The 23,478-nt window shown below is 69.3% G+C and carries 20 protein-coding genes and 7 pseudogenes; 16 read left to right on the top strand and 11 right to left on the bottom strand.

All coding sequences use genetic code 11. The annotated features are described in order from the left end of the window. Nucleotides 1-236: 236 nt before the first annotated feature. The gene (locus ACZ4WQ_RS44360; RefSeq protein WP_398377299.1) at nucleotides 237-3,488 is read right to left on the bottom strand and encodes a DUF4132 domain-containing protein; all 3,252 of its coding nucleotides are present in this window, start codon (nucleotides 3,486-3,488) and stop codon (nucleotides 237-239) included. Nucleotides 3,489-4,355: 867 nt separating this feature from the next. On the opposite strand from ACZ4WQ_RS44360, the gene ACZ4WQ_RS44365 reads away from it, so the two are divergent. Both ACZ4WQ_RS44365 and ACZ4WQ_RS44370 read left to right on the top strand, forming a co-directional pair. After that, the gene (locus tag ACZ4WQ_RS44365; protein WP_398377295.1) at nucleotides 4,356-4,706 is read left to right on the top strand and encodes a hypothetical protein; all 351 of its coding nucleotides are present in this window, start codon (nucleotides 4,356-4,358) and stop codon (nucleotides 4,704-4,706) included. A 1,056-nt stretch (nucleotides 4,707-5,762) separates the two neighbouring features. Further along, a pseudogene (locus tag ACZ4WQ_RS44370) lies at nucleotides 5,763-6,219 on the top strand (transposase); the annotation flags it as partial. Nucleotides 6,220-6,231: 12 nt separating this feature from the next. On the opposite strand, the pseudogene ACZ4WQ_RS44375 reads toward ACZ4WQ_RS44370, so the two are convergent. Continuing rightward, a pseudogene (locus ACZ4WQ_RS44375) lies at nucleotides 6,232-6,363 on the bottom strand (IS5-like element IS4811 family transposase); the annotation flags it as partial. 103 nt (nucleotides 6,364-6,466) lie between these two features. Here ACZ4WQ_RS44375 and ACZ4WQ_RS44380 point away from each other — a divergent pair. The 7 genes from ACZ4WQ_RS44380 (at nucleotide 6,467) to ACZ4WQ_RS44410 (ending at nucleotide 12,641) form a co-directional block, all read left to right on the top strand. Beyond that, a complete protein-coding gene (locus ACZ4WQ_RS44380; protein ID WP_398377291.1) occupies nucleotides 6,467-6,736 on the top strand; it encodes a hypothetical protein in 270 nt (89 codons plus the stop codon). 155 nt (nucleotides 6,737-6,891) lie between these two features. Further along, on the top strand, nucleotides 6,892-7,986 hold the full coding sequence (locus ACZ4WQ_RS44385) for a hypothetical protein (protein ID WP_311730837.1): 1,095 nt from the start codon (nucleotides 6,892-6,894) through the stop codon (nucleotides 7,984-7,986). A gap of 464 nt (nucleotides 7,987-8,450) precedes the next feature. After that, nucleotides 8,451-8,735, top strand: a complete 285-nt coding sequence (locus ACZ4WQ_RS44390; RefSeq protein ID WP_398377289.1) for a hypothetical protein — start codon at nucleotides 8,451-8,453, stop codon at nucleotides 8,733-8,735. Next, the gene (locus ACZ4WQ_RS44395; RefSeq protein WP_398377288.1) at nucleotides 8,732-9,091 is read left to right on the top strand and encodes a hypothetical protein; all 360 of its coding nucleotides are present in this window, start codon (nucleotides 8,732-8,734) and stop codon (nucleotides 9,089-9,091) included. Before ACZ4WQ_RS44390 ends, ACZ4WQ_RS44395 begins: the two co-directional genes overlap by 4 nt. Before the next feature lie 270 nt (nucleotides 9,092-9,361). Then, the gene (locus ACZ4WQ_RS44400) at nucleotides 9,362-9,556 is read left to right on the top strand and encodes a hypothetical protein (protein ID WP_398377286.1); all 195 of its coding nucleotides are present in this window, start codon (nucleotides 9,362-9,364) and stop codon (nucleotides 9,554-9,556) included. Nucleotides 9,557-10,269: 713 nt separating this feature from the next. Then, on the top strand, nucleotides 10,270-11,766 hold the full coding sequence (locus tag ACZ4WQ_RS44405; protein WP_398377284.1) for an alkaline phosphatase D family protein: 1,497 nt from the start codon (nucleotides 10,270-10,272) through the stop codon (nucleotides 11,764-11,766). A gap of 14 nt (nucleotides 11,767-11,780) precedes the next feature. Beyond that, complete coding sequence (locus tag ACZ4WQ_RS44410) at nucleotides 11,781-12,641, top strand: galactose-binding domain-containing protein (RefSeq protein ID WP_398377282.1); 861 nt, start codon at nucleotides 11,781-11,783, stop codon at nucleotides 12,639-12,641. A gap of 982 nt (nucleotides 12,642-13,623) precedes the next feature. Here ACZ4WQ_RS44410 and ACZ4WQ_RS44415 read toward each other — a convergent pair. Continuing rightward, nucleotides 13,624-14,325, bottom strand: a complete 702-nt coding sequence (locus tag ACZ4WQ_RS44415) for a Crp/Fnr family transcriptional regulator (RefSeq protein WP_398377280.1) — start codon at nucleotides 14,323-14,325, stop codon at nucleotides 13,624-13,626. Between the two features lie 23 nt (nucleotides 14,326-14,348). On the opposite strand from ACZ4WQ_RS44415, the gene ACZ4WQ_RS44420 reads away from it, so the two are divergent. Continuing rightward, nucleotides 14,349-14,633, top strand: coding sequence for a YciI family protein (locus tag ACZ4WQ_RS44420; RefSeq protein WP_311730843.1), 285 nt, complete (start codon nucleotides 14,349-14,351; stop codon nucleotides 14,631-14,633). Here the strand turns inward: ACZ4WQ_RS44420 and ACZ4WQ_RS44425 are convergent. From ACZ4WQ_RS44425 to ACZ4WQ_RS44435, 3 genes and pseudogenes are all read right to left on the bottom strand, one after another. Beyond that, nucleotides 14,618-14,803, bottom strand: a pseudogene (locus ACZ4WQ_RS44425) (IS701 family transposase); the annotation flags it as partial. The gene ACZ4WQ_RS44420 and the pseudogene ACZ4WQ_RS44425 overlap by 16 nt on opposite strands. A gap of 326 nt (nucleotides 14,804-15,129) precedes the next feature. Next, the gene (locus ACZ4WQ_RS44430) at nucleotides 15,130-15,681 is read right to left on the bottom strand and encodes a YciI family protein (protein WP_311730844.1); all 552 of its coding nucleotides are present in this window, start codon (nucleotides 15,679-15,681) and stop codon (nucleotides 15,130-15,132) included. Nucleotides 15,682-15,708: 27 nt separating this feature from the next. Further along, entirely contained in the window at nucleotides 15,709-16,059 is a 351-nt protein-coding gene (locus tag ACZ4WQ_RS44435) for a hypothetical protein (protein ID WP_398377278.1), read from the bottom strand. Nucleotides 16,060-16,388: 329 nt separating this feature from the next. Between ACZ4WQ_RS44435 and ACZ4WQ_RS44440 the strand changes: the two genes are divergently transcribed. Next, nucleotides 16,389-17,186, top strand: a complete 798-nt coding sequence (locus tag ACZ4WQ_RS44440) for a thymidylate synthase (RefSeq protein ID WP_385343047.1) — start codon at nucleotides 16,389-16,391, stop codon at nucleotides 17,184-17,186. Between the two features lie 26 nt (nucleotides 17,187-17,212). Next, nucleotides 17,213-17,470, top strand: a pseudogene (locus ACZ4WQ_RS44445) (hypothetical protein); the annotation flags it as partial. A 135-nt stretch (nucleotides 17,471-17,605) separates the two neighbouring features. Here the strand turns inward: ACZ4WQ_RS44445 and ACZ4WQ_RS44450 are convergent. Beyond that, nucleotides 17,606-17,793 (bottom strand): annotated as a pseudogene (locus ACZ4WQ_RS44450) (MBL fold metallo-hydrolase); the annotation flags it as partial. A 263-nt stretch (nucleotides 17,794-18,056) separates the two neighbouring features. Here ACZ4WQ_RS44450 and ACZ4WQ_RS44455 point away from each other — a divergent pair. Together ACZ4WQ_RS44455 and ACZ4WQ_RS44460 are read left to right on the top strand one after the other, a co-directional pair. Then, nucleotides 18,057-18,752, top strand: coding sequence for a class I SAM-dependent methyltransferase (locus tag ACZ4WQ_RS44455; RefSeq protein ID WP_398377276.1), 696 nt, complete (start codon nucleotides 18,057-18,059; stop codon nucleotides 18,750-18,752). A 90-nt stretch (nucleotides 18,753-18,842) separates the two neighbouring features. Next, a pseudogene (locus ACZ4WQ_RS44460) lies at nucleotides 18,843-19,066 on the top strand (hypothetical protein); the annotation flags it as partial. A gap of 178 nt (nucleotides 19,067-19,244) precedes the next feature. On the opposite strand, the gene ACZ4WQ_RS44465 reads toward ACZ4WQ_RS44460, so the two are convergent. Then, entirely contained in the window at nucleotides 19,245-20,108 is an 864-nt protein-coding gene (locus ACZ4WQ_RS44465) for a LysR family transcriptional regulator (RefSeq protein WP_358848936.1), read from the bottom strand. Between the two features lie 212 nt (nucleotides 20,109-20,320). Here ACZ4WQ_RS44465 and ACZ4WQ_RS44470 point away from each other — a divergent pair, with 212 nt between their 5' ends. Next, a complete protein-coding gene (locus tag ACZ4WQ_RS44470; protein ID WP_385343038.1) occupies nucleotides 20,321-21,193 on the top strand; it encodes an aldo/keto reductase family oxidoreductase in 873 nt (290 codons plus the stop codon). Between the two features lie 361 nt (nucleotides 21,194-21,554). On the opposite strand, the pseudogene ACZ4WQ_RS44475 reads toward ACZ4WQ_RS44470, so the two are convergent. The 3 genes and pseudogenes from ACZ4WQ_RS44475 to ACZ4WQ_RS44485 form a co-directional block, all read right to left on the bottom strand. After that, a pseudogene (locus ACZ4WQ_RS44475) lies at nucleotides 21,555-21,671 on the bottom strand (FAD-dependent oxidoreductase); the annotation flags it as partial. A 46-nt stretch (nucleotides 21,672-21,717) separates the two neighbouring features. Beyond that, nucleotides 21,718-22,077 carry an OsmC family protein gene (locus ACZ4WQ_RS44480; protein WP_398377274.1) on the bottom strand — a complete coding sequence of 120 codons (360 nt, stop codon included), beginning with the start codon at nucleotides 22,075-22,077 and terminating at the stop codon, nucleotides 21,718-21,720. A 44-nt stretch (nucleotides 22,078-22,121) separates the two neighbouring features. Beyond that, nucleotides 22,122-22,355: a DinB family protein gene (locus ACZ4WQ_RS44485; protein WP_398377273.1), complete on the bottom strand. Its 234-nt coding sequence runs from the start codon at nucleotides 22,353-22,355 to the stop codon at nucleotides 22,122-22,124. A 375-nt stretch (nucleotides 22,356-22,730) separates the two neighbouring features. Between ACZ4WQ_RS44485 and ACZ4WQ_RS44490 the strand changes: the two genes are divergently transcribed. Further along, nucleotides 22,731-23,435: a VanZ family protein gene (locus ACZ4WQ_RS44490; RefSeq protein ID WP_311727997.1), complete on the top strand. Its 705-nt coding sequence runs from the start codon at nucleotides 22,731-22,733 to the stop codon at nucleotides 23,433-23,435. The last annotated feature ends 43 nt before the right edge of the window (nucleotides 23,436-23,478 follow it).

Consider the following 23,478-nt stretch of genomic DNA (forward strand, 5'->3'; position numbering starts at 1 on the left):
ATCCCCTGCCCGCGTGAAACCTGGCCGGGCAGCGACGCCGGGGACCATCGCGCGCCCGCGCCGGTGGAGTGCCGCGCGGGACGACAGAGGAAGTCCCTCTGGTCCGCGGCCCCTGCGCCGAAGCGGACGGACGTCGCAGGTGTGAGGGCCGGCGTACGCACGCACCGGCTACGTCCTCCCGCGCCGTACCGGCCGCGCCGTCCCCGAGCTGTGCCGTGCGGTGTGGTGCGTCGTCGTCACCGGGCCACCAGCTCCGTGAGGTCGGCGAGCAGCTCGGACGCGGTCACCGGGTCGAGTTCCGCGAAGGCGAGCCTGGACGGCTCCCCGGGCGGGTTCCACGCACTGGGCTGCTCGGACAGCCCTATGAATTCCAGCGACTGCTCGGTGGACACGTCGACGGCGCCGATCGTGAACCCCTCCGACGGACTGACGATGATCCAGCGGTCCTTCGCGACTCGCTTGGACAGCCAGCACTGCACACCCGCGAACATCGGCTCGTCGCGCTCCCAGCCACGCCGTTCCAAGCCGAGCAGTCTGGCGGTCGGCACGGTGACGTTCTCGAACCGCTCCAACCGGTCACCGGCCGCCTCGTCCTCCGTGAGCCGGTGCACGGCGCGGCCGAGCTGCGGGAAAGGCTGCAGGATCTCGTGGCCGGCGAACAGCTCCTCCCACCCCGTCAGCTCCTCGCCGAGGTGGAGCGGGTGCGCCAGCCGCACCGAGGCGTCCCTGGGCAACGAGAACTCCTCGTCCCGTACGTCGGCGAAGGTGCGGTCCTCCGCCACCCGGAACGCCGTCACCGCACCAGCGCCACTGACGGCCGGGGTCCCGTACAAAGCCCTCTCCGAAGCCCCGGTCGGGATGCACAGCCACACCAGCCGCCGCACCAGATGCCACAGCAGGGGATGGGAGACGAACAGCTCGCGGAACTCGCCGGCCGTCCAGCTGCGGCCCGCGACCATCGCGCCCTCCAGCCGGCGCACCTGGTCCGAGGCCACCGTCCGCACATCCTTCTTCAGCGCCATGAACCGCTTGCGTTCCGCCGGCGCCAGCTCGGCGTCGTCGCCGGCACCCGGCTTGGGCAAGTCCTTGCGCCGCTTGCCCTCCCGGTCCAGGACGTACGGCCGCAATTGCTCGTCGAAGCCCACGGTGAAGCGCCGGGGCCCGTAGTCCACGACGGCCGAGCCGCCGGCATCCAGCCCGAAGTCCGGCACCAGCCGGTCGGCGAGCTCCTCGCCGGACAGCCCCAGATCGGCCGCCACCTGCTCCACCTTCTCCTTGGCGCGCGTCTTGAGCGCCTTGAATCTCACCCGCTCGGACACCCCGTGCAAATGCATCAGGGCCACGTCACTGCCAATGGCCGCCAGCACGTCCAGGCCCTCCACGGCCCGCTGGTGCGCTCCCTCACCGGGCCAGTTCCGCAGGACCGGCGCCAGCCGGCGCACCGTCTCATCGTCGCCGAACCACCCCAGGGCATGCAGCGCCCAGCTTCCCCCGGCCGGCATCCCCGACAGCCGCCACTGCTCGAACAAGGACCACGCGAACGCGGCCAGCGACTCGGGATCGCACGCCTCCTTCACCACCTCCACACCCGTATAAACCGCGCCCGGCCGGGAGATCGCCAGCATGGTCAGCACATGGCGCACGGACTCGGCCGGCAGCGCCGAGGCCCGGCCGCGCAGCAGCACCCGCGGCAGCAACCGGGGAGCCGCCCAGGCAGCGGGCTCCGGCATCCTCGACGGCAGCGCGAGCTCCAGACGATCAGCCGACAGCAGGTCACGGACGACCGCGACCGCCCTGGGACCATAACCGGCCGCCGCCTCGAGCACGGCGTCCTTGCCGTGCGTGGCGGCGATGGCCCGCAGCGCGTGCTCCGCGCCGTGGCGGGCAGCACCCGCCGGACCGGCGGCATCGGGCACCAGCAGCACGGCGGCGTCCGCGCCGTGCCGGGCGAACCAGGCGCGGGCCGTGGCCGCCACGGACTTCAGCCGCACGAACCAGTCGGCCATCAGCCGCGCGACCTCCAGCTGCCGATAGGGCAGGAGCAGCCCGCCGGCCACAGCGGGCTGCCGCGCCGCGGCGTGCAGCAGCGCCGGCAGCGCGTCCTCCTCCCATCGGGCGGCCACCGGCTTCAGCTCCCTGACAAGCTCCCACATGTGCTCAGGAGTCCACAGCACCAGCAGCGGCCGGTACGTGTCCGGGCCGTCGGCAAACAGGGCGGCCAGACGATAGTTGTCAAGGCCGGTGAACTGCTCCCGCAGGGTCCGGACGTCGGGATACGGCTCGTGTCGCCGGCGCCGCACCCGCCGCCCGGGCTCCCTGACCGCGGCAGCCCACGCCCCGCGCTCGCCCGGCTGCCACAGCATGCAGGTCTCCTCCCCGGCCACGAGCCCCTTGACCGTTCCCGGCTCCGGCACCGCCCGCCTGCCCGTCCACGGCGGGCTCACCAGCAGCCCGGGCAGCGCATCAGCGGAGGCGTCGGCAGCGGCCGGGCCCAGAAGCTCCCCCACCACCCCGGCAGCCCTGGGCGGGAACCGCGCGAGCCGCGACTCCAGCAGCTCACCGTGCGTGGCGACATGCGCAAGCAGCAACTGGCCCAGCAGAAAGGAATTGCGGCCCGGTGCGGGCGCCGCCCGGCCCGCCAGCAGACGGGCCGCGCGCACCGGATACCGGCGCACCGCCTCCAGCAGCGCCGGACGCACCTGCTTGTCGTCCGCGTGCGCCATCAACAGCTCGAACGCCTCGTCCGTCGGCAGCTCCAACAGGATGCCCGCCTGTTCTTCCGCCGATGCCCCGCAGGAAGGCGTACGGTACCGCCAGATCTCCGCCACCAGCGCAGCAACAGCCGGACCCACGCCCTCGGCGACGGTGGCCGCGGTGGCGAGCCGGCCATCGTAGGCGCACACACCGCCCGCCCGCAGCAGAGCCCGCAACTGCTCCCCGTCGTTCAGCGACTCAAACAGCATGGCCCGCACGACACGGTCCTCCCGGCCGCTCTCCCCCGGATCGGCGCAGCACTCCGCGACCCAGCCGGTCTCGCCCGGAACCAGATACGACACCACAATCCGGCGCCGCGCACCGCCGCGGTGCGCGGCCAGAGCCGCCACCACCTCCCGGTACCGGCCCTCACCAGCCATCGACAGCAGCGCCCGCACCCGGTCGGCGGCACCCCGGCGCAACCACAGCCCCTGCGTCGAGTCGCCCTCGGCCAGGACGGCCAGCCCGGTGGTCCGGCCCCGGTCATCCTCGAGATCGAGCCCGAACAGCTCCACCGCGGCACGGGCCGCGAAGACCAGCCCGTGCCGCAGATACCAGGCATCGGCAACCACGTCGTACAGCAACTTCCTCCGGTCGGTGACCACCGCCACAACCGCCGCACCGACCGGATCCGCCACCCCCTCCAGATAGCGGCGTGCGGCGGCTGCCAGCTGAGGGGCAATGCCCGGGACAGCCCCGCCCAGGACCGTACCGGTCCACTCCTCCCTCGCCACCGCGAGCCGCCTGTCCCAGGAATCGAGAGCCGACTCGTGCGGGGCATGCGAGTACCCGGCGATACCGCCCCAACGCGGCCGGAGCCTCTGCCGCCAAGCAGCGGGCAGCGTGAAAGAGTCCTCGCCGGGTGCCGCCACAGCGACTTCGGCTTTCCCCTCGCCCCCAGCACCCCCCGCGTCCCCGGCGCCCGGCGTGTGACCGGCACCCAGGAGCACGTACCCCTCGTGTTCCTTCTCCCGCACTGCCTCGGCCACATACGCCTCCGCGGCCGCCGCAGAGCCGCAGTCCTCGACCCGCGTACACCCCGGCACACCGGCCTCCCCCTGACGGACAGTCACCACCGCGCCCTCCGACCCGACCTCCCAGAACATGACCGGGCTGTCTTCTCCCCCGCCAGCCAGCTCCCAGCGCCGCACGGCCGCCCCTTCCTCGGACCCACGCCGACCCCAGGCCGGCGCTCCTGTGACGAACCCGCCCCCGACACGGGCAAGACGGGCCTCACAGTAGATCCGGTCACTGACAACCGCCGCCGACAGCCGTGCACCGGGGTCCAGCCAAGGTCAGGCCAAAAGCCACAACGGCTCCCCCGTGAGCCACGAGGTACCGCCCTTCGTACCAGCCCGGCCAGCCCCGAAACCCGCCAGCCCCGAAACCCGCCAGCCCTCCGGCACCACCACCAGCCCCCCCAACGCCACCGCGAGCACGAGCACGGGATCTGGCCCGGTGTATGGCACAGCCCACCGCCTCGAAGCACAAACACCGTTCACCCGCCATACAAACCCCCAACACCTCCCGCACCGCCACCAAGACACCAGGCAACAAAACCCAGTTGCGCAGCCACGTTCCTCCCCACCACCACTCCACACATGACCACACCCAACAACCCACCCACACGGACAGCGGCTAGCGATACCCTTGATCCAAGAACAGGCAAAGCTCCCGTAACTCATCGAGATCGTTCTATCCGAGTCCCTGCACAGGCCGATGACGAGTTCTGCGACCTCCTCGACCCGGACGACGACAGCATCGAACTGCTGGCGCAACACGCCGTTCGGCTGCCGTTTGCGGCGTATCCCATCGGTGAGGAGGAGGGCGGGATCCGATGGTTTCTGCGCCAGGACGTCCTTCTGCGCGACGACGGCGGCATGGCCGTCCTCGCCCGCGGTCGGACGGCCGAAAACCTCGACCGCGTTCACGATCTGATCCCGCGCTGCTGACTCAACCACAATCGCTGACCACGAGGCCCCCGTCCGCCAGGCCTCGCCCGCGGCCTCAACTTTCCGCGGCTCCAGCAGGGCCGACACCAGAGGCCTCTGCACAACCCCATAGCCGACGCAGCACTTCCGCATGACAACGCGCGTCGACATACCGGTCCTGGCATCGCGGCGGATCGCCGCGTACAGATCGACCTCGGACCTCGGCAGCACCCAGGCCCCCTCGTCGCGCCGAGCACGACCATGGTTCCGAGGCATCCAACCGGTGCCGGGAACCTCTGAATTCACTCAAACTCCACGGCACCTGGCCTTGGACTCGCAACGCTCATCCCATGACCGCCTCCGAATACGTACCGCTGGCCACAGTCGCAGCCAGCTTCGTCACGTCCGTGTTCGCCCTGTGGACCGGCCATCGCACCGCCCGCATGTCCTGGCACACGGCCTACACCAGCCCACGTCTGGACGCCGTCACCACCTTCCTGGAGGCCGTGGACGCCTTCGCGAAGGACCCGCAGGGCACCGCCCCGGCCACCGTCCGCATTCCATACCAGAACGTGCGCCTGGTGTTCTTCTCCGAAGACGACCCCGTCACGTGCGCTGAGGCGATCACCAACACCTGTGCCGCGCTGCGCGCCGCCACTCGCACCGACGTCCCCGCCAGCTTCAGGACTTTCGAGCTGCTGGAGGAGCGGGCGGACGGTGACGCCGACGACAGCGACCGCGATCGCGCCCAGCACCGGCAATACCGGGCCGTCCTCGAAGGGGTCAAGGAGATCCAGGCGCTACAGGACGAAGCGCTCAAGGCAGGGGCCCCCGCGCCGCATATCGCCGATCGTGTCGCGGAACTCGCCAAGGCCGCCCCTCCCGGAGTCTTCTCCGATGTGGACACGGTGCGAACAGCAATCGGGAATGCCAAAGCCCGCAACGAGTTCGACACGCGGTACGACCGCGCAGCGGAGGCTTATCGGGTTCTTCTCAAGCAGAGACAGAAGTTCATCGACTCAGTCACGACGCGGCTGCGCAATCCGAGCAACGCCACCACCCACCGACGACCACTCCCACACCGGACTGACCACCAAGGACCACCTCGCAGTGGAGCAGAGACAGAAACCTCTATCGATCCTGATCACTGCGGGGCACCGTGGCGACTCACCGCAGTTCGAGCCCGTTATGGAGGCGATCCAAGTGCCCCGTCTGGGGCCCGGAAGACCACGCAAGCGACCTGACCGAATTCGTGCTGACAAGGCGTACGACTCCCGCCGGAACCGTTCCTATCTGCGCAGACGCGGAATCAAGGCAACCACCCCGGTCCTCGCAGACCGCGTCCGGAACCAGCGGAGGCTTGGCTCCCGAGGTGGACGCCCCCCCGAAGTTCGACAAGACCGACTACTGCGAGCGTCACGTGGTCGAGTGTGGGATCAATCGCCTCAAGAGGCACCGGGCCGTGGCAACGAGATATGACAAGCTCGCCGTCCGCCACGCATTGTCCAAGGTCAAAGTCATCATGGACGTTTGAGCGGTCGGTAAACACGATCTCGCGCCGCGGCCACTTCTCCGGCCGGCCGCCGCGGCGGGTCTCGGCCGCCGGAGTCGGCAGCAGGGGCTCGATCAGGGCCCATTCGGTGTTCGTGGTGTGCGAGGGATAGCGGCGATGACGCATGGCAGTTTGCCCTCCGGGCATTGCCGCGGGCCGGCCACCATCCAGGCGGCCCCGCAACGGGGCAGGAAGAGACGACGAGATCGAGGCGGATGCGGAGCAGGCGGTGGGCTCGCACCTGGCGGGGAAGCCGGGATGTGTTGTACGGCTCGCCACGCACGAGGCGGAGCTGACGGACTTCTACACCAGGCTGGGCTTCACCGTGTCTCCCGACGGCATCGGGATCCCCATGCCCACGGGATTCATCTGCCACGGCCCGATCAAGGGCTTCCGCTTCTCTGTGAAGCCGCTGCGCACCGGCGTCCAGATGAAGGCCATGCCCACCCTGTACGAGCGGCAGCTGGTCCTCCAGGGCGTCCTGCCGCTGCCCCGCTGAGCGGGTGCCCCGGACACAGCAGCGTCGTTGGGCACGGCACCACGTGCATGGACATCCGCCTGCCCAGCCGACCTCGTTGTCAGCGCTCTGTGTCATTATTTCGGGCGCGTCCCAGGTGAGTGGGCCGCGCTCTACTGATTGCCAGGGGGTTGGGGATGGGCACGGGTACGGAGCCGGACGGCTCGTCCAGGTCCGACGAGGAGTGGGAGCGGTTTCTGCGCGAGTCGGTGGCGGGTGTCGCCGACGCGCCCAAGGAGCCGTCGGCGCGGGCCCGCGACGTGGCAAAGCGGCTGCGCGCGGATCCCGGCCGCGGCGTAGAGGGCTGGCGCAGCTACACGCCCGCGCGGCCCAAGCGGCGCACGGGCTGGTACGTGGTCGGGCTGCTGGCCTTGCTGGTGCTGCTCGTGGTGGCGCTCGCGCCGGGGAAGATCGTGGACCTGTTCGCCGGCACTGACTCCCAGCCGCTGGCGGCCGAGACCGCCCGCCCGACCCAGGCACCCCCGGCGGAGGCGGCCCAACAGCCCACCCTGGAGGAGCCGTTCCGCGGCTCGCCGGCGGCGCGCTGGGCGAGCGGAGCGGCGGGGATCACCGTGCCGAAGGCCGGGGCGGTCGGCTGGATGAGCGCGGCCGAGGTCGAGCGGGCCCTCGCCCGCAGCCGAGACTTCCTCGTGGCGTCCGGCCTGGACCGCGGGGTGCTGCGGGGCGAGCGCCCCGAGAAGGCGATTGCACTGATCAACCCGCACCAGAAGGACGTCCAAGACCTTCTGAAAACCGCTTTCCGAACCCCGAGCGAGAAGAACGACCCCCTCCTCCTCTTCAGCCGCTTCCAGCCCTCCCGCACCCAACTGGTCGGCGACGTCGTGAAGACCCGGGGCCGGCTCACCTACCGGGAGGGTGAGCGCGGCGCGCTCCAGGTGACCGCCGACGTCACCTTCGTCTACCCGGTCACCCGCGCGGACGCGGGCGGCGACGACGAGATCGTGCGCACGATCGTCCGGCGCGAGCTGATCCTGAGCTGGGACGACCCTGACAAGGTGATCACCGAGCCGGGCACGTTCTCGATCGTCTCGTACAAGTACGACATGACCAACGGCGGCTGCGGCGCCCCCACGGGCTACTTCACCCCGCCCTTCGGCACGGACCGCCAGGCGGACGAGGCCGGCACGGAGGTCGACCCGTACGACCGCAGCGCGCCGGTCGGGCGGGCCGAGTCCTCTGGGGACGAGTGCGCGAGGGCGACCCGGTCCTAGCGGGCGGCACTCGGTGGCGGCCACCCCAACCCCCAGGGCTATGAACATCCAGCCGCCGATCCGCTCCCAGCGCCGACGCCAGGCCGGTCGGCCAAGCACCGTGCGCAGCCGGGCAGCGACATACACGAGCGCCAGCCAGCAGACGACGCCAATCGTGATCGAGCTGCGCCGAGTCAGCCACGTCCAGTACGCAGCACCTGTCCCGTCTCATTTGATCTTGCCCGTGGCCGAGACTGTGATCAGGGGTGATGCAAAGAGGGCTGAGACGGATCTTCGACGGAGTCTCAGCTGGTGTTGTCTCTCAGCAGCACTTCCACAAGGTTGTCTCACTTGATGTTGTCCGTCAGTCGTCTTCGACCGCTGCGCGTCGACGGAAGGCGGCTTGGCGGCAGCGCCCTGAGCAGTGGCGAGCGTCATGACGTCGGTCGGTGCCAGTTGTCCAGGTGACCCCTCAGACTGGCCCCATGTCTGTTCAACCCCATGGTGAAACGGAGCGGGTCGCAGCGGCCTGGCAGGCCCTGACCGCGTGGCTCACCGAGAACGCCCCAGTCTCCCACGCCTCCCTCCTGCCGCCCGGGACGGAGGAGGAGATAGCCACCGCCGACTCCCGGCTGCACCGTCGCCTCGGCTACGGGCTGCCCGCGGAGCCAGCCGCACTGTGGCGGCTGTGCGGCGGTGTGCGGCACCAGTTCATCGAGGCGGACGAGGAGGGCGAGGTCGATCCGGCGCGTTCCTGCCCGGCGGAGTGATCTTCTCCCCCGCCGAGGCGCTGGGCCTGAGGCTCCCCGCAGACGGCCGGCGCGACGGGTGGGGCGGAGCCCAGGTGGTCCCGTGGCTCACCCGGGACGAGGCAGAACCCTTGCACGGCCACTACGCCGGTGACGACGGCGTCGGACGGTGGAACCTGGTGGACGAACCGGTGTCGAAGCCCGAGTACCCGTCGGTCACGGCCTACCTCGAAGCCGTCCACCGCACCCTGACCGAAGGCCCCGCAGACCTGATGGGCCCCGATGTGCCCGGCGTCGTGTGGGGCTGCCTGATCTGGGACGACCCCGAAAGCCCGGGCCTGGACGACGCTTTCAAGCACTGGACGCCAGTCCACTGAGCACCAGGGCCCTCACCCCCGAAACCTGAAGGGGTGAGGGCCTGGCCATGGTCTACCGGTCAGGCCTTCGCCATCGTGCAGACGAGCTCTGCCGGGCGCCCAATCCGAGTGACAACAGGCTTGCCTATGTGGCGCCTATCGCGCGTCGGCTCGGGCCCCCGCCAAGTACGACTCTCGGAACCCTCCGACTACGGCGCTCAGTCACACCTCCGGGCGACACTCCGGGCGCCGGCTCAGCCCACGAATTCGAACAGACACATCATTTCAGCCATGGTCAGACCTGACTTCCCCGCAGCCCTGCTCGCCGCACAGCAAGAACTCCACGAAACCACCCCCGCACGGTCGACCCTGTACGACCGCCTGACCAGGTCGGTCGAAGCACACGGCGGCTTCAAGGACCCGGACATCTGGCGCCCGCGGGAACCTCCCGCGAGCGAGGGCTGGCCCCAGGAAGACCAGGCATAAGTACAGCGGCAGCTGGAGCTGGAGCTGGAGCTGGCCAGCAGCGTGTCGACGCACGCCTTCTGGACCACGCTGGAGGGACCGGCCCGCGTCACGGCACGGATGATGATCAAGCACGCCCGCGACACACCCGTCGCATAACGGTCACAGACACCGTCGGCCCCGACGATCCGGAGCCGGACAGGCCTGGCCCGCCGGAGTGGGTCGCCCTGCCCGACAGCCAGAGCGCGACCGCCCAATTCAAAGGCACCGGCTTGGCCTTCCTGTCCAACGCCAAGAGCCGCTGTGGGAGCTCACTCCCGACAAACTCCATGCCTTGGCCGACCTCGGACTCGAATGGGCACGCTGAACAGGCGGTGCGGCCCGGCGGACCGACGCGGATCGGTGGAGGCCGGGGTCCAAGGCGCGGTCTCCCCCTCCCACCTGAACATCTGCCATGGACAGACTCGGCCGGCCACGTATCGCGCCAACGGTACTGCCGACCACCGCCCGCTCCTGACGGAGAGGCGCCTCCGGAAGAGGACATCCTCTCCGGCGCCAGTTCGTGTTGAAGTCCTGACAGTACCGTCACCATAAGTTTCTCAGTTGTTCATCTGGCGCCGCCAACGTCCACGCACGTGGAACACTCCCCTTTTCTTCCTCCAGCGCTGAGCGCGGCGACGCGTCGACGCTTCCTCACAGTCACGGGTGCCGCCGCCGGGCTCGCTCTTTCCGGCATGCTGCCCGGGATCAGCCCCGCCACCGCCGCGACCACCTCCGCCACCAAGCAGGACCCGTTCACGCTCGGAGTCGCCTCCGGCGACCCGCTGCCGGACGGTGTCGTGCTGTGGACCCGTCTCGCCCCTGACCCGCTGGCGCCCTTCGGCGGCATGGATCGGCGGACCTACTCGGTCCAGTGGGAGATCGCTGCCGACGAGCGCTTCAGCCGGGTGGTCCAGCGCGGTACGGCGAAGGCCTCACCCGAGTACGGCCACTCCGTCCATGTGGACGTCCGCGGCCTCCAGCCTGCCCGCGACTACTACTACCGCTTCCGCACCGGCGGGTTCGTCAGCCCGGCCGCCCGGACGAAGACGGCTCCGGCGCCGGACCAGCTGCTGCCGAGCATGACTCTCGCCTTCGCCTCCTGCCAGGCCATCTGGGAGGGCTGGTTCACCGCCCACCGCGACCTGGCCGCCCGCCACCACGACGTGGTGCTGTTCCTCGGCGACTACATCTACGAGTTCGGCAACGACCGCGGCGTCCGCCCCGGCGACGACGACCCGCTGCGGACCCGTCAGACCGTCACCCTGGACGAGTACCGCCAGCGTTACGCGTACTACAAGACCGACCCGGACCTGCAGGCGGCGCACCACACCGCCCCGTGGATCGCGGTCTTCGACGACCACGAGGTCGTCGACAACTGGGCCGACCGGTACGCCGGCAGCACGCCCCCCGACGAGTTCCTGGTCCGGCGGGCCAACGCGTTCCGCGCCTACTGGGAGAACCTGCCGCTGCGTGCACCGCAGTTCCCGACCGGCCCCGAGATGCAGCTCTACCGCCGCCTGCGGTACGGGCGGCTGGCTGAGTTCTCCATGCTCGACACCCGCCAGTACCGCAACGACCAGGTGAACGGCGACGGCATCAAGGCGCCCAACGAGGCCACGGCCGACCCCACCCGCTCCATCCTCGGCTTCCCCCAGGAGAGATGGCTGCTCGACGGCCTCACCGCGTCGCAGTCCACCTGGAACGTCCTCGGCCACCAGACCGCCATCACTCTCCTCGACACGGTCTCCGGCCCCGGCGTGGGCGTCCCGATGGACGCCTGGGACGGGTACAGCGCATCGCGCGACCGCCTCCTCGGCGGCATCGACGAGCGCGGCATCCAGAACGTGGTGAGCCTCGCCGGCGACCTGCACCGCACGGTGGTCAGCGACCTCGCGCTCGACTTCACCGACCCGGACTCGAAGGTCGTCGCCACCGAGTTCGTCGGCACCTCCATCTCCTCGGCGCGGGACGGCGAGGACCTGGACGCCGGCGGGCGGGTGCTGCTCGAGGAGAACCCGCACATGAAGTTCGGCAACTTCCAGCGGGGCTACGTGAGTTGCGAGATCACGCCGGACCGCTGGATATCCGAGTTCCGGGTCTGCGACCGGGTCACGGTGCCCGAAGGCACCATGAGCACCCGCACCAAGCTCGCCGTCGAGAGCGGCGTCGCCGCCGTTCAGCAGGCCTGAGAAGAGGAACGACCATGAACAAGACCCTGACCGCCGCCGCGGTCGCGGGCGTGCTGACCGCCGGCGTGACCCTCGCCACTCCCGCGGAGAGCGCCGTCGCCGCCCCGGTCGGCAAGGCCCGCTCGAACGTCGTGATGTGGGCCTCGCCCGCCGCGGTGTCCGCCAGCGAACTGCCGTGCCTGCCCACCTCGATCTCGGTGACCCTGACCAACACCGGCACCGAACCCGTCTTCGCGGACGCCACTCTCAAAGCCGAGGCGCCGCTCGTCCTCTCCGACACGCTCTTCCAGACATACCTGCCGCCCAACAACCCGGCCCAAGCGGTGACCAAGTCGTTCGGCGTTCTCGTTCCGCGCGGGACGAAACCGGGGACGTACGACGTCACCGTGACCAGCGGCAAGCAGAAGGAGGTCGTCCCGGTCACGGTCCAGCCGATGCCCGAGCGCGGGCCCGGGGCCAACCTCGCCTACGGCGAGCAGGCCATCGCCTCCTCCACGCATGGCAACTTCACGCTCTGCGGCGCCGTCGACGGTGACAAGGACCAGAGCCATTGGGACACCCTGACCGGCTGGAACGACGGTACCCGGGACGTCTTCCCCGACTGGTACGGCGTGGAGTGGCCGACGGTCCAGACGGTCGACCGGGCCGAACTCTGGACCAAGACGCCCGCCGCCACGAACGGCATCCGGGACTTCGACATCCAGGTCCGTGACGGCGACACCTGGCGCACCGTCGCGCAGGTCGTGGGCAACGCCGAGGAGCATGTCGTCACCAAGTTCCCCGCCGAACAGACCGACGCGGTACGCGTCTTGATCCACTTCGCCCGCAGCAACTACTCGCGTCTCGTCGAACTCGAGGTCTACGGCCCGCAGTAGAAATCCGAGCACGACGCCGGGGCGTCCCGTCTGTTGGCCCAACGGGCTGGGGCGTCCCGGCGCCCGTACTCGGCGTCTTCCCCAGGAGGCGGAACCAGAGAACTCGGATCCCCTCATCACTCCGGCATCACCCGCTGCAGACCGCGCGAGTCCGGGAAGCGCGTTATCGAGCGACCTGGGGCCTCCCCCGAGAGACCGGGACAGGGGTGCCGCAGGTCGAGTCTGCGTTCAAGACGATCAGGAGCCAGTTCTCCGGGCGCATCGCCCCGCTACTGACGGAGCAGATGCCCGAGTGGCGAGAGGCACTGATGCCTCTCCACGGCGAGGTACCCGTGGAGCAACGTACCGGCATCGGAGCTCATGTGAGGTCGGGTCGAGCAGGGACTCGGCGGATCGGCCGGTTCCTGATCGCGTGCGGTGTCTTCCTCGTACCCTGGTTGTGCCTGATCGCGACGGAACTGCCGACCAGTTCGGCTGCCGCACACTGGCGGGTGACCTGGGTCGTCATCGACGCCCTGGGGGCAGGCGGACTGATCGCCCTGGGCACGCTTCTGGCCCGTGGCAAAAGGACCCCGAACCGTTCGCCACAACCCGACGCAGCCTTATCCGCAACCTCGCTCAGAACGCGGAAATCAGGGTGACCGTCGCCAGCGAGGGCAAACCCAGAGCGCTCAGCTCGGGCGCGGATTTCGCGACGTACCGCATCATGCAAGAGACGCTCACCACTGTCACCAAGCACACCTCCGCAGACAGAGCAGAGATACGGCTCACATACACCGCCGGCCCGGTGATGGTGGCCGTTACGAACAATGGCGCGCCCACGGCTCCCCCTCCCCCACGCCGAAACGGCACTGCCCGGCCCTTATCGCGATGAGTGCGCCCAATACTCCAGCCGTAGAACGTGATCTTGCTGATCGGGCCGCTGCATCCGCACCATCCACAAGCTTCCCTTCCACTGCTACGGCTCCCCGCCGCGCGTCCCTTAACCATGGGTTCGCAATTCGAGAAGCTCCGGGGCAAGGATGGTGATCGTGTGGCGATTGACCTCGATCAGGCCGTCCCGGCGGAGCCGGGAGAGTGCACGGTTGACCGTCACCCTGGTGACACCCAGGAGGTCGGCCAAGACCTTCTGGGTACCTGGCAAGGAGATGCATCCCCTTGCATCTGATGCGGCCTCGTTCAGCAGCCAAACCGCCAGCCTGGCCTCTGCGGGCATTGTCGCAGTGATGGTGATCTTTTCTTGGTGACTTCGCGCTTGGCTGGCGAGAACGCGCAGTACATGCCTACGGACAGAAGGTGCATCGTCAATTACGTTCAGGAAGCGGTCACGCGGCAGCATCCGTACCGAACACGGCGTGAGCGAGGTGAGGGTGGCGGTGTGTCCGTGGCCATCGATCACGGCAACCTTGTCGAGCGCGCAAGGGCCGGCCCACTGGCCGAAGCGGACGACCCGACCCGAACGCGTGGTAGCGGTGGCGGCCACCCGACCACGCAGCAGCAGCACGAGATGCGACGCAGGATCACCTGCATTGCGCAGCGCATGTCCGGCTGGGTAGCCGCGTGCAAGCGAATCATCCCAGAGGGTGCGCAACTGGTTGTCCGACAACCCGGCCAACAGCGGAATCTCGCTCAGTGAGCGCCACTCCGCCGCAGCTGCAGTATCGCCTGATACAGATCCCGGCATCCTCAGAACCTACCCTCGGGCGCATGCTGATCGTCGAACTTGTATTCACCGCCACCTCAGAGCGCCTCGCGGCACGCCCCGCGCATCGTGTACTCCTCCAGCGCCTTCATGAAGAGGGCCTTCTCGTCACCGCAGGTCCGTGGGCAGACGACACAGGTGCGCTACTTGTTTTCGATACGGAACGTGGGGAGCTGGACCGCCTGCTTGAAACCGATCCGTACTACCGCACGCCCGGAGTCGAGGTGCTCGGCGTCCGCGAGTGGGCGCCGGTGGTCGGTCGGGAACGGCTGATTCACGACCACGCTTGAGCGGCGGCTTGTGGCCGGTAACGGCTGGCCTGGGCCCGGGCCTGATGACGGCGTCGCCAGACGGACCAGCCGAGCCGGTGGGCCGCGTCGCGCACGGGCCACACGACGAACGCCGTGAACAGCCGCTGGATCTCGTTGCAGGTGAGCGGGACCACTCCGTCCTGGGCGGGGCCGGCCCGGCTGGTCACTTGTGCAGGCGCCGACTGCCGGCTCCTGTGGCTGATGCCGATTCGGGTGTTCTTCTCACCGTCGTGCCCGAGGTAAGGGACAGTCTCGGGCCGGCCGGATCGTCCGCTGTCCAGGCAATCGCCCCCTCGGGACGTTCTCGGCGGAGCCGTACAGCGGAGCCGAGGGGCGGCCTCCCGTCCCTGCGCGCAGCGGGGCGGGAGGCTGGAGTCGGCCCTTGCGGCGTGAACCCGCTCAACGCAACGCCGCCTTTGCCGCCCGGGACGCCACCCTCGGGCTTCGGCGCTGATGTCGGTCGGACATTCTCGGGTTATGACGGTCGCCCGCCGAACTGCCAGTTGTGCACCTCAATGTCGGCGTACCGGCCCGCGGTCAGGATGGCGCGGGCCGTGTCCGGGTCCGGCGCCCGGACCAGTGCCGCCGTGCCGAGCCAGGTGGCGCCGTCGTCGGACAGCAGCGGCCCGTAGGCGATCAGGTCATCCCGGACGGGCGGTGCGGCGAGGTCAGCGGCCTGCCCCGTGCCGAGGCCGATCACCAGGTACCGGTTGCCGCCGGCCCGGCCGCCAGGGAAGTCCCACATGGTGCGGCCCAGGGTGTTGCGCCACCGTCGCAGGAGTACGTCCCGGTAGACGCCGGCCTGGTAGTTCGGCTCGTCAAAAGCGAAGGCGCGGGCAGCGGCTGGATCGGGCAGGTCGAGCATGTGCACGCTTCCGGTGGGGGTGTCGCCGTCCTCGGCGAGGGTCGGGCCCCGGGCGATCATCTCCTTCGCGTACTGGTCCATATATGACCAATGCTCTTCCAGTAGCTCGTCGCGCAGTGGCAGGGAGCCGGGCCGGTCGCGGTGGTAGCAGAGGAACTCCATGTCTATAGGATCTCTTCAAGGAGATCATCAGAGCGAGCGAGTTTCACTGTGATGACTGTTCCGCAGCACCATCCGGAAGCACGCGTGCCGTGCCGATGCCGAGTAGCTGATGGCTGACGTCTCGTCGATGCCGGTGACGGGGGCGAGGGCTTCTTCAGGCTGGCGGTCGGCTCGGAGCCGTTCGAGGGTGGCGGTGAGGTTGCGGGTGACCCGGGTGGTCCACGGCATGCCTGCCGGGCCGAGCGAGGCGGCGGTCTTCTGGGTGATCAGCAGGCGGGCTGGCTGTGCCCGGCTGACGGCTGCGGCGGGCAGTCGAGCCAGTCCGGGACAGCACGGCGGGTAGGTTCGTCGAACGGGGCGGATCAGGCCGCACCACACCGCCGAACTTTGCTCACCGTGAGTCGCCGCTGGTGCTGTCAGTGTTGGTCGCGGTCCGGAGCGCGGGGGTGGGATCGTCCAGCGCATGGTTGTCCGGCCTTCGAGGTCAGGTTGAAGAGCCACGGGACAGACCTGCCCGGAGCGGCGTACACCGCGATGTCTCATTGCGTGGTCGCCGCTGGTCCCGGTTGATCCCCAGGACCGGGCTTCCTTGCGACTTCGGTGGCGCCGAGATGTGAAGGGGGTGGGTCTGGCTCCCGCGTGCCCCGGCACACGGGGAGACACGGCAGTCGAGTGCGCCTTGTGAGCGGCCAGTAGACTCGACGGCTGTGGCGGACACCCAGTACGAAGACCTGTTGCGGCTGGTACTCACCTCCGGGACGGCCAAAGCCGACCGGACGGGCACTGGCACCCGAAGTGTCTTCGGGCACCAACTGCGCTACGACCTCTCGCAGGGGTTCCCACTGATCACCACCAAAAAGGTGCATCTCAGATCCATCGTGTACGAACTGCTGTGGTTCCTGCGAGGCGACTCGAACGTCGGCTGGCTGCATGAGCACGGCATCACCATCTGGGACGAATGGGCCGACGCGAACGGCGAGCTCGGTCCGGTTTACGGCGCACAGTGGCGTTCTTGGCCCGCCCCGGACGGTAGGCACATCGACCAGGTCAGCAAGGTTCTCGACACTCTGCGCCGGGACCCGGACTCCCGCCGGATGATCGTCTCCGCCTGGAACGTCGCCGAGCTGACCAATATGGCTCTCGCGCCGTGTCACGCCTTCTTCCAGTTCTACGTCGCCGACGGCAAGCTCTCCTGCCAGTTGTACCAGCGCAGTGCGGACCTGTTCCTCGGCGTCCCGTTCAACTTCGCCAGCTATGCCCTGCTCACGCACATGGTGGCGCAGCAGGTCGGCCTCGAACCGGGTGACTTCATCTGGACCGGCGGTGACTGCCACATCTATGACAACCATGTCGAGCAGGTGACCGAGCAGCTCTCGCGCACCCCGTTCGAGTTCCCGCGGCTGCGTCTGCGCCAAGCCGACTCGCTTTTCGAATACGTCTACTCCGACGTGGAAGTGCTCGACTACCAGCACCACCCGGCCATCAAAGCCCCGGTCGCCGTGTGAAGTCGGCCTGATCTGGGCGCAGAACGTGGAATTCGCTGCCTCCGCGATCCGGCCCGCTGTCCGGCAGACGCAACATCGTGGTGACCCGTGCCCCACAAGTGGGCGGCCAACAGCGCCTAGCCGGGTACATCGCCCAGGCCCTGGAACTTGCCGCCGAGCCGTCGGAGCCGGCGGCTGCCCCTGCCAAGGAGCAGCTGGTGAACATGCGGAGCGTGGCGTGGGAGAAGGCGCAGGCCTTGTTCTCATCGTCGGCCGCGAGGACGCCGACGCTGACCATGACGTAAGGCTCGGCGAGAGCGGGTGAGGGGGCGGAGCCGCTCGTGATACAGCTCGACAGCGGGGACGGCGTTCTCGGGGCGAGGTGATCGGCGAAGGCCAGGGGCAGCACGAGGTATCGGTTCCTGAACGACGGTTCAGGCTCAGGCGCGCTGCGCCCAGTGCGCGTCCAAGCGGTCAGCCAGGCGGGCGGCGGTGAAGGCGGCCTCCAGTTCGTCGCGGCCTTCGGTGAAGTGGGCCCGGCGTCGTGGTGAACCGCGACGACGCGGCAGGCGCCGAGGATCCGGGCGGCCTCGGCGGCCTGCGCGCTGTCCAGGGCGATCAGATCGCCCGACCCCCGTCGTCGCGGACGCTCTCGACTACCACGACAAGACCACCACCGGGGTCCGCAACGAGACCGGGTGGACATCGAGCCGATGCGCCCCGGGGAATCACACAAGGTCAACAACAGGCTGGGGTCCTCGGGGAGCCGCCGACAGCTGAAAACAAGCCCACCACTGTCGGACCCCAAGTCGAGGCAGCCGTTGATGGGACGCGCCCTCCGGTTGCACAAAACCGCTCGCAGTTGGCAGCCAACGGCACGATGCTGTCACGATGCCTGCAGAGACCGCTTACCACGACGAACTCGGCGACTACTTCGCGAAGAACGCCGACACCAGCCCCTACAACGCGCACACCGACCGGCCCGCGATGCTCGCACTTGCGGGGGACGTTGCCGGGCCAAAGGTTCTCGACGTCGGCTGCGGGGCCGGGCACTACGCGGCCGAACTCCTGGCGGGTGGTGCCGAGGTAGTCGGAATCGACGGTAGCGCGACTCTGCTGAGTCACGCGCGGGAGCGATTGGGCGACCGGGCCGAACTGCGCATGCACGATGCTGAGAAGCCGTTGGACTTCATCGACGACGCATCGTTCGACGGAGTCATGTGCGCGTTGACGCTCCACCATATCGCCGACCGGCCACGTCTCCTCGGCGAGCTACGACGCGTCCTGCGCCCAGGCGGGTGGCTGCTGGTCTCGACGACCCACCCGACGGCTGACTGGCGGAAATTCGGTGGTTCGTACTACGCCGACGACTGGGTTGACCGCCCTCTCGCCGGAGGCCCATTGGCAATCCACTACCAACGCATGCCGCTGGAAACGTTCCTGAACGAGCTGCTGGCCGCAGGATTCATGCTTGAAAGACTCATCGAGCCTCGCCCGAAGCCTGGCCTGCAAGAACTCGACGAAACGGCCTACAACAAACTCCACCAGGCTCCGTGCTTCCTTGCGGTCAGGCTCCTGCGGCCCTGACCTCACGCAGTCCCTGCCTCCCGGCGAACGCGCACAGTCACGACTCCATCTCCCAAGCGCCAGAACTGGAGACACAGGCATATGGGCACCGCGCTGAACCAGCTGCGCGCTGACGACTCCGATGTCCGCGACGAGGACGTGCCCGCCTCTCACTGTTTGTACGGCACCACATCAACATGCTCGGGTGCCATTCGTTCCAGCTCCCCGAGCCGGCCGGCGGCCTGCGCCCGTTGCGCAACAAGGACGCATCGACGACGGGTGATGCGGCAATGCCGTACGGCATCATCGGCTCGTCGTGGCCGTGGCCAACTTGACCAAGGCATACCTGCTGGTCAGCGGCCCAGAAGGGGTTCCGGGAGCCGCCTCGCCCGCCGGGGCCGTGACGGCTTCGCGGCCCCGCCCGTCCCGTGGGCGGGCGACGGTGGGGTGTGGAGGCAGGCGGTCAGGCGATGTGTCATCAGGGTGACGGCGACGATGAAAGGCACGAGAGGGTCATAGCCGCGTGGCTGTGCGGATCAGCCCCGCGAGGGCGAGGGAGCGGCTGTGCGCGGGCCAGGCGATGTGGGTGACGACGGGGGGCGCGTCGGTCAGGGGGACGGCGGTGTGCTCGGCCCACAGCCAGGCGCGGGCGGAGTCGGGGAAGACGGCCACGGTGCGTCCGAGGGCGATCAGCTGGGCCAGCTGCGTCTGGTCGTGGATCTCGGGGCCCGGGCCGGGTGGGTACGTGCCGTCGCGGGACCAACGGGCGAGCGGAAGATCGGGGATGTCGCCGACGTCGGCCAGGGACAGAGTCTTGTGCGCGGCGAGGGGGTGCCCGGCGGGCAGAATAGCGATCTGGCCCTCGGTCATCAGTTCCTCGCTGTCGAACCCGGCGAGTGAGTTGAACGGCGCGTGCATGAGCGCCACATCGGCGCGGCCATCGCGCAGCATCTCTCCCTGCTCGCACGTGCCGCTCGGCAGCACCTCGATCTCGGCGGCGTCGGGCTCGGCCGCGTAGGCGTCGAGGAGCTTGTGCAGCAGCTCGTGGGACGCGGCGGCCTTCACCGCCAGCACCAGGCGGTTGCGGGCGCCGCCCGGGCTGTCGGCGCCACCGGCGCGGCGGGTGCGGCGAGCGGCGGCGGTGGTCGCGTCGAGGGCTGCGCGGCCCTCGTGCAGCAGCATCTCTCCGGCGCCGGTCAGGGCGACGCCGCGGCGGTTGCGTTCCAGCAGGCGGACGCCGAGGCGCCGCTCGAGCTGCTGGATCGCCCGGGACAACGGTGGCTGGGCCATACCGAGGCGCTCGGCGGCGCGGCCGAAGTGCAGTTCCTCGGCGACGGCGATGAAGTACCTCAGCTCGCGGGTCTCCAAGGTGTCCACGGACACAGCATAGCCCGGTGATACCTGCCGGGTATGACAGGGCACCGTGTCGGTATTGGATGCGCCGCTCGTCGGCAAGCGAACATCGACGGCATGGGCGAAGCGAAGTCCGCGTCGGTGGCCGGCGCGGACGTGGAGTGCCGTTGGCGAACGGCGCACCACGTGGAAGACAGCCCTCTTGCAGTATCCGGCTCAGCAGGAAAGACACAGGCATGAACACACTCTCCGCTCCACTGCCCGGCGGCACCTGGCCCCTGGGCGATCTGACCGTCACCCGCTTCGGCTACGGCGCCATGCAGCTCGCCGGCCCCGGGGTCATGGGCCCGCCCGCCGACCACGACGGTGCGCTCGCCGTCCTGCGCGAGGCCGCCGCCCTCGGGATCACCCATATCGACACCGCCGGCGCGTACGGACCACGCGTCACCAATCATCTGATCCGTGAAGCGCTGCACCCCTATCCCGCGTCGCTGCACATCGTGACCAAGGTCGGCGCGGTCCGCGATCAGCAGGGCGGCTGGTTTCCCGCCCGGCAGCCCGAGGACCTGCGCCGCGCCGTCCGTGAGAACCTTGAGGACCTCGGCCTCGATTCGCTCGACGTGGTCAACCTCCGGCTCGGCGACGCCCAGGGCACCCGGCCCGGCTCGCTCGCCGAGCCCTTCGAGGCCCTGGTCGAACTCCAGCGGCAGGGCCTGATCCGACACCTTGGAGTGAGCAACGCGACGGCGGAACAGGTCGCCGAGGCGCAGACGATCGCGCCGATCGTGTGCGTCCAGAACATGTACAACCTCGCCTACCGCCAGGACGACGAGCTGATCGACGATCTCGCCGAGAAGGGCATCGCCTACGTGCCCTTCTTCCCGCTCGGCGGCTTCACCCCGCTGCAGTCCACGGCGCTTTCCGCCGTGGCCACCCGGCTGGATGCGACCCCGATGTCGGTCGCCCTGGCCTGGCTGCTGCGGCGGTCGCCGAACATCCTGCTCATCCCCGGCACCTCGTCGGTGGCGCATCTGCGCGAGAACGTCGTCGGCGCGGGACTCTCATTCTCCGACGAGGAACTCGCCGAGTTGGACAACATCGGCCACTAGCAGGACGCAGCCCGGCCCCCAGCAAGGCCAAGGGGCGGTGGCGAATGATGTGGTGCGGGTCTCATTGCTGGTGACCGAGGGGCGTGTTCACACATGCTGCTGCGCGGTGGCGCCATCGAAGGCGGCTCCACCGCGCCAGGGTTGAAGTTCTGCGTGAGAGACGGGATCCACTCGCCGGGCTGTGGTCGCGGTCGGTGGTGAGGCTTTTCAGTCGGTCGCGCAGGAACGAGACGACTCCGGCCCGGCGCCAGTGCGCCGACCACCCGGTCGTGTGGTCAGCGTCGGCTGTCGCCGGGCGCGAGCAGGCCCGTGACCTCGGCGATCACCTCCGCCGAGGGATGGAAGCAGCAGACGCCCCCTGCTTCTCCTCGACGGCTGCGACGCGCTGACCCAGTTGGGCGGCGCGGACGGCGGCGACGTAGCCACCGGGCCCGGCACCGAGTACGACCACGTCGAATCGCTCGTCCTGCTCGACCATCGGTCGTTCCTCTTCCATCGGTTCAGCTCCCGCTCTGTTGGCGCGATCAGGCGAGCATGGTGACGACGTCGATGGGGCTGACCAGGGTGTCTCGGATGGGCGAGCGGCTCTCGACGAGGGCGACGAGTTCCTCGAGTTGCTCGCGGGGAGTGTCCGGGGCGTCGATGTGGAGGCGGACGCGCGCCTGTTGCAGGCCCGGGCGGACTGTGGGGTCGATGCCGAGGAATCCGCGGAGGTCGACATCGCCTTCGAGCTCGAGGCGGAAACTCTTCAGCTCCACACCCTTGGCGGCGGCGTTGGCGGCGAGCGTGACGGTGCAGCAGCCGGCGAGTGCCTGCAACAGGTACTCCGCGGGTGAGACGGCCGTGTCGGTGCCCAGCAGCGGGGCGGGTTCGTCGCTCCTCATCACGTAACGCGCGACGCGCTTGTCGTCACGCTCGCCGCCCGCGGTCAGCGGGCCGGTCTGCGCGGTGAGCCGACAGCCGCCCTGCCACGAACCGTTGACCGAGAACGTGGCCTGGCCGAGCTCGCGACGTGGGCCTGGTGGCCGAGGTGCCAGCCGATGGCACTGGAGTTCTCGTGCGGGCGCCAGGTCACCTCGTCCGGGGTGAGGTCTTTCCACAGCTCGTCGGTGCACGCGCGGGCACGGTCGTACTCGCGTAGCAGCGCTTCGAGTTCGCGCATGACTCCACCTGTCGGTGTTGGGGTGAGGGGAAGGGATCGATGCCGAGTCAGGTGCGGGCGGTCTTCTTCGCCAGGCGCCGCGGCGCGATCGCTCCGGCGAGCTGCGCGGGGCCGATGACGGGCTGGGCGAAGCCTGGTGCGCGGGGTCTGCCCGGATGGCTCTGGGAGGGTCAGACGGTGTCGTAGAGGCGCACCTCGGGTGCCGCCTTCAGCAACGGGGACAGGCCGCCGACCACATCGCGGGTGAACAGGTCGCTCGCCAGGTACGCCTTCGCGTCGGCCACCTTCTGAAAGCCATGGAGGGGATTCCGTATATCGCGGGCGTATCGAAAATCGCATACGTCACCACAACGGCCCTCCGTCTCCAATGGGGGCATGAACCACAACGCATCCCTGTCGGCACCGCCCCGCCGCACGCGCAGGATCGTGCTCCTCAGCCTGGCGATCCTCGGCATGGCGAGCGCCACGTTCGTCGTGCGGCGGCCGCTCATGATGTCCGCTCCGATGTGCATGGCCGGGCGGTGGCACGGCTGCTTCGATACGTTCAACGGCGTGGTGCTCATGACATTGATCGCGCTGCCGTTGGCCGCGCTGGTGGTGTGGGCTCTGGCGTGCCGTCGGCGTGCCGTTGGCGTCACATCGGCGTGGCGGATGTCGCTGGCCGAGGTGGGCATGGTCCATGGGACGGTGCCGTTCCTATGGATGACCATGATGCCGGGCGCCGGGGTCGGCACCGCTCCACGCCGGGTGAGCCTGGTACCGCTGCGGGACCTGGTCACGATGGGGCCGGGCGGGATCGTCGGCAACCTGCTGATCTTCGCGGCGCTGGGGTTCTTCGCCCCCATGCGGTTCGCGGCGCTCGCGTCCGTGCCGCGGATCCTGGCGCTCGGGGCGGGCTGCTCGGTCCTGGTCGAAACCGCACAGTACGTCCTGTGGCTGGACCGGGTGTCTTCCGTGGACGACGTACTGGTCAACGCCGCCGGCGCCGTGCTGGCCGCGCTGGCGTCGCGCCGCTGGTGGCGCACTACGGCGGAAGCACCGTCGGACCAGCCTCGCCCCGCGCGGGCACCAGCGGGCTGAGTCGCGTGTCGGGTGTCGGGAGTGCACACGTCTTTGCATACGT

The organism is Streptomyces sp. NPDC028305, from assembly GCF_055569495.1.

Excerpts from the sequence above, each read along its gene's own strand:
- ACZ4WQ_RS44390 (WP_398377289.1), top strand. The coding sequence starts at position 8,451 with ATGTCTGTTCAACCCCATGGTGAAACGGAGCGGGTCGCAGCGGCCTGG.
- ACZ4WQ_RS44365 (WP_398377295.1), top strand. The coding sequence starts at position 4,356 with ATGACCACACCCAACAACCCACCCACACGGACAGCGGCTAGCGATACC.
- ACZ4WQ_RS44485 (WP_398377273.1), bottom strand. The coding sequence starts at position 22,355 with ATGCGCGAACTCGAAGCGCTGCTACGCGAGTACGACCGTGCCCGCGCG.
- ACZ4WQ_RS44405 (WP_398377284.1), top strand. The coding sequence starts at position 10,270 with ATGCTGCCCGGGATCAGCCCCGCCACCGCCGCGACCACCTCCGCCACC.
- ACZ4WQ_RS44385 (WP_311730837.1), top strand. The coding sequence starts at position 6,892 with ATGGGCACGGGTACGGAGCCGGACGGCTCGTCCAGGTCCGACGAGGAG.
- ACZ4WQ_RS44455 (WP_398377276.1), top strand. The coding sequence starts at position 18,057 with ATGCCTGCAGAGACCGCTTACCACGACGAACTCGGCGACTACTTCGCG.
- ACZ4WQ_RS44470 (WP_385343038.1), top strand. The coding sequence starts at position 20,321 with ATGAACACACTCTCCGCTCCACTGCCCGGCGGCACCTGGCCCCTGGGC.
- ACZ4WQ_RS44430 (WP_311730844.1), bottom strand. The coding sequence starts at position 15,681 with ATGGAGTTCCTCTGCTACCACCGCGACCGGCCCGGCTCCCTGCCACTG.
- ACZ4WQ_RS44480 (WP_398377274.1), bottom strand. The coding sequence starts at position 22,077 with ATGAGGAGCGACGAACCCGCCCCGCTGCTGGGCACCGACACGGCCGTC.
- ACZ4WQ_RS44415 (WP_398377280.1), bottom strand. The coding sequence starts at position 14,325 with ATGCCGGGATCTGTATCAGGCGATACTGCAGCTGCGGCGGAGTGGCGC.
- ACZ4WQ_RS44490 (WP_311727997.1), top strand. The coding sequence starts at position 22,731 with ATGAACCACAACGCATCCCTGTCGGCACCGCCCCGCCGCACGCGCAGG.
- ACZ4WQ_RS44410 (WP_398377282.1), top strand. The coding sequence starts at position 11,781 with ATGAACAAGACCCTGACCGCCGCCGCGGTCGCGGGCGTGCTGACCGCC.
- ACZ4WQ_RS44420 (WP_311730843.1), top strand. The coding sequence starts at position 14,349 with ATGCTGATCGTCGAACTTGTATTCACCGCCACCTCAGAGCGCCTCGCG.
- ACZ4WQ_RS44400 (WP_398377286.1), top strand. The coding sequence starts at position 9,362 with ATGGTCAGACCTGACTTCCCCGCAGCCCTGCTCGCCGCACAGCAAGAA.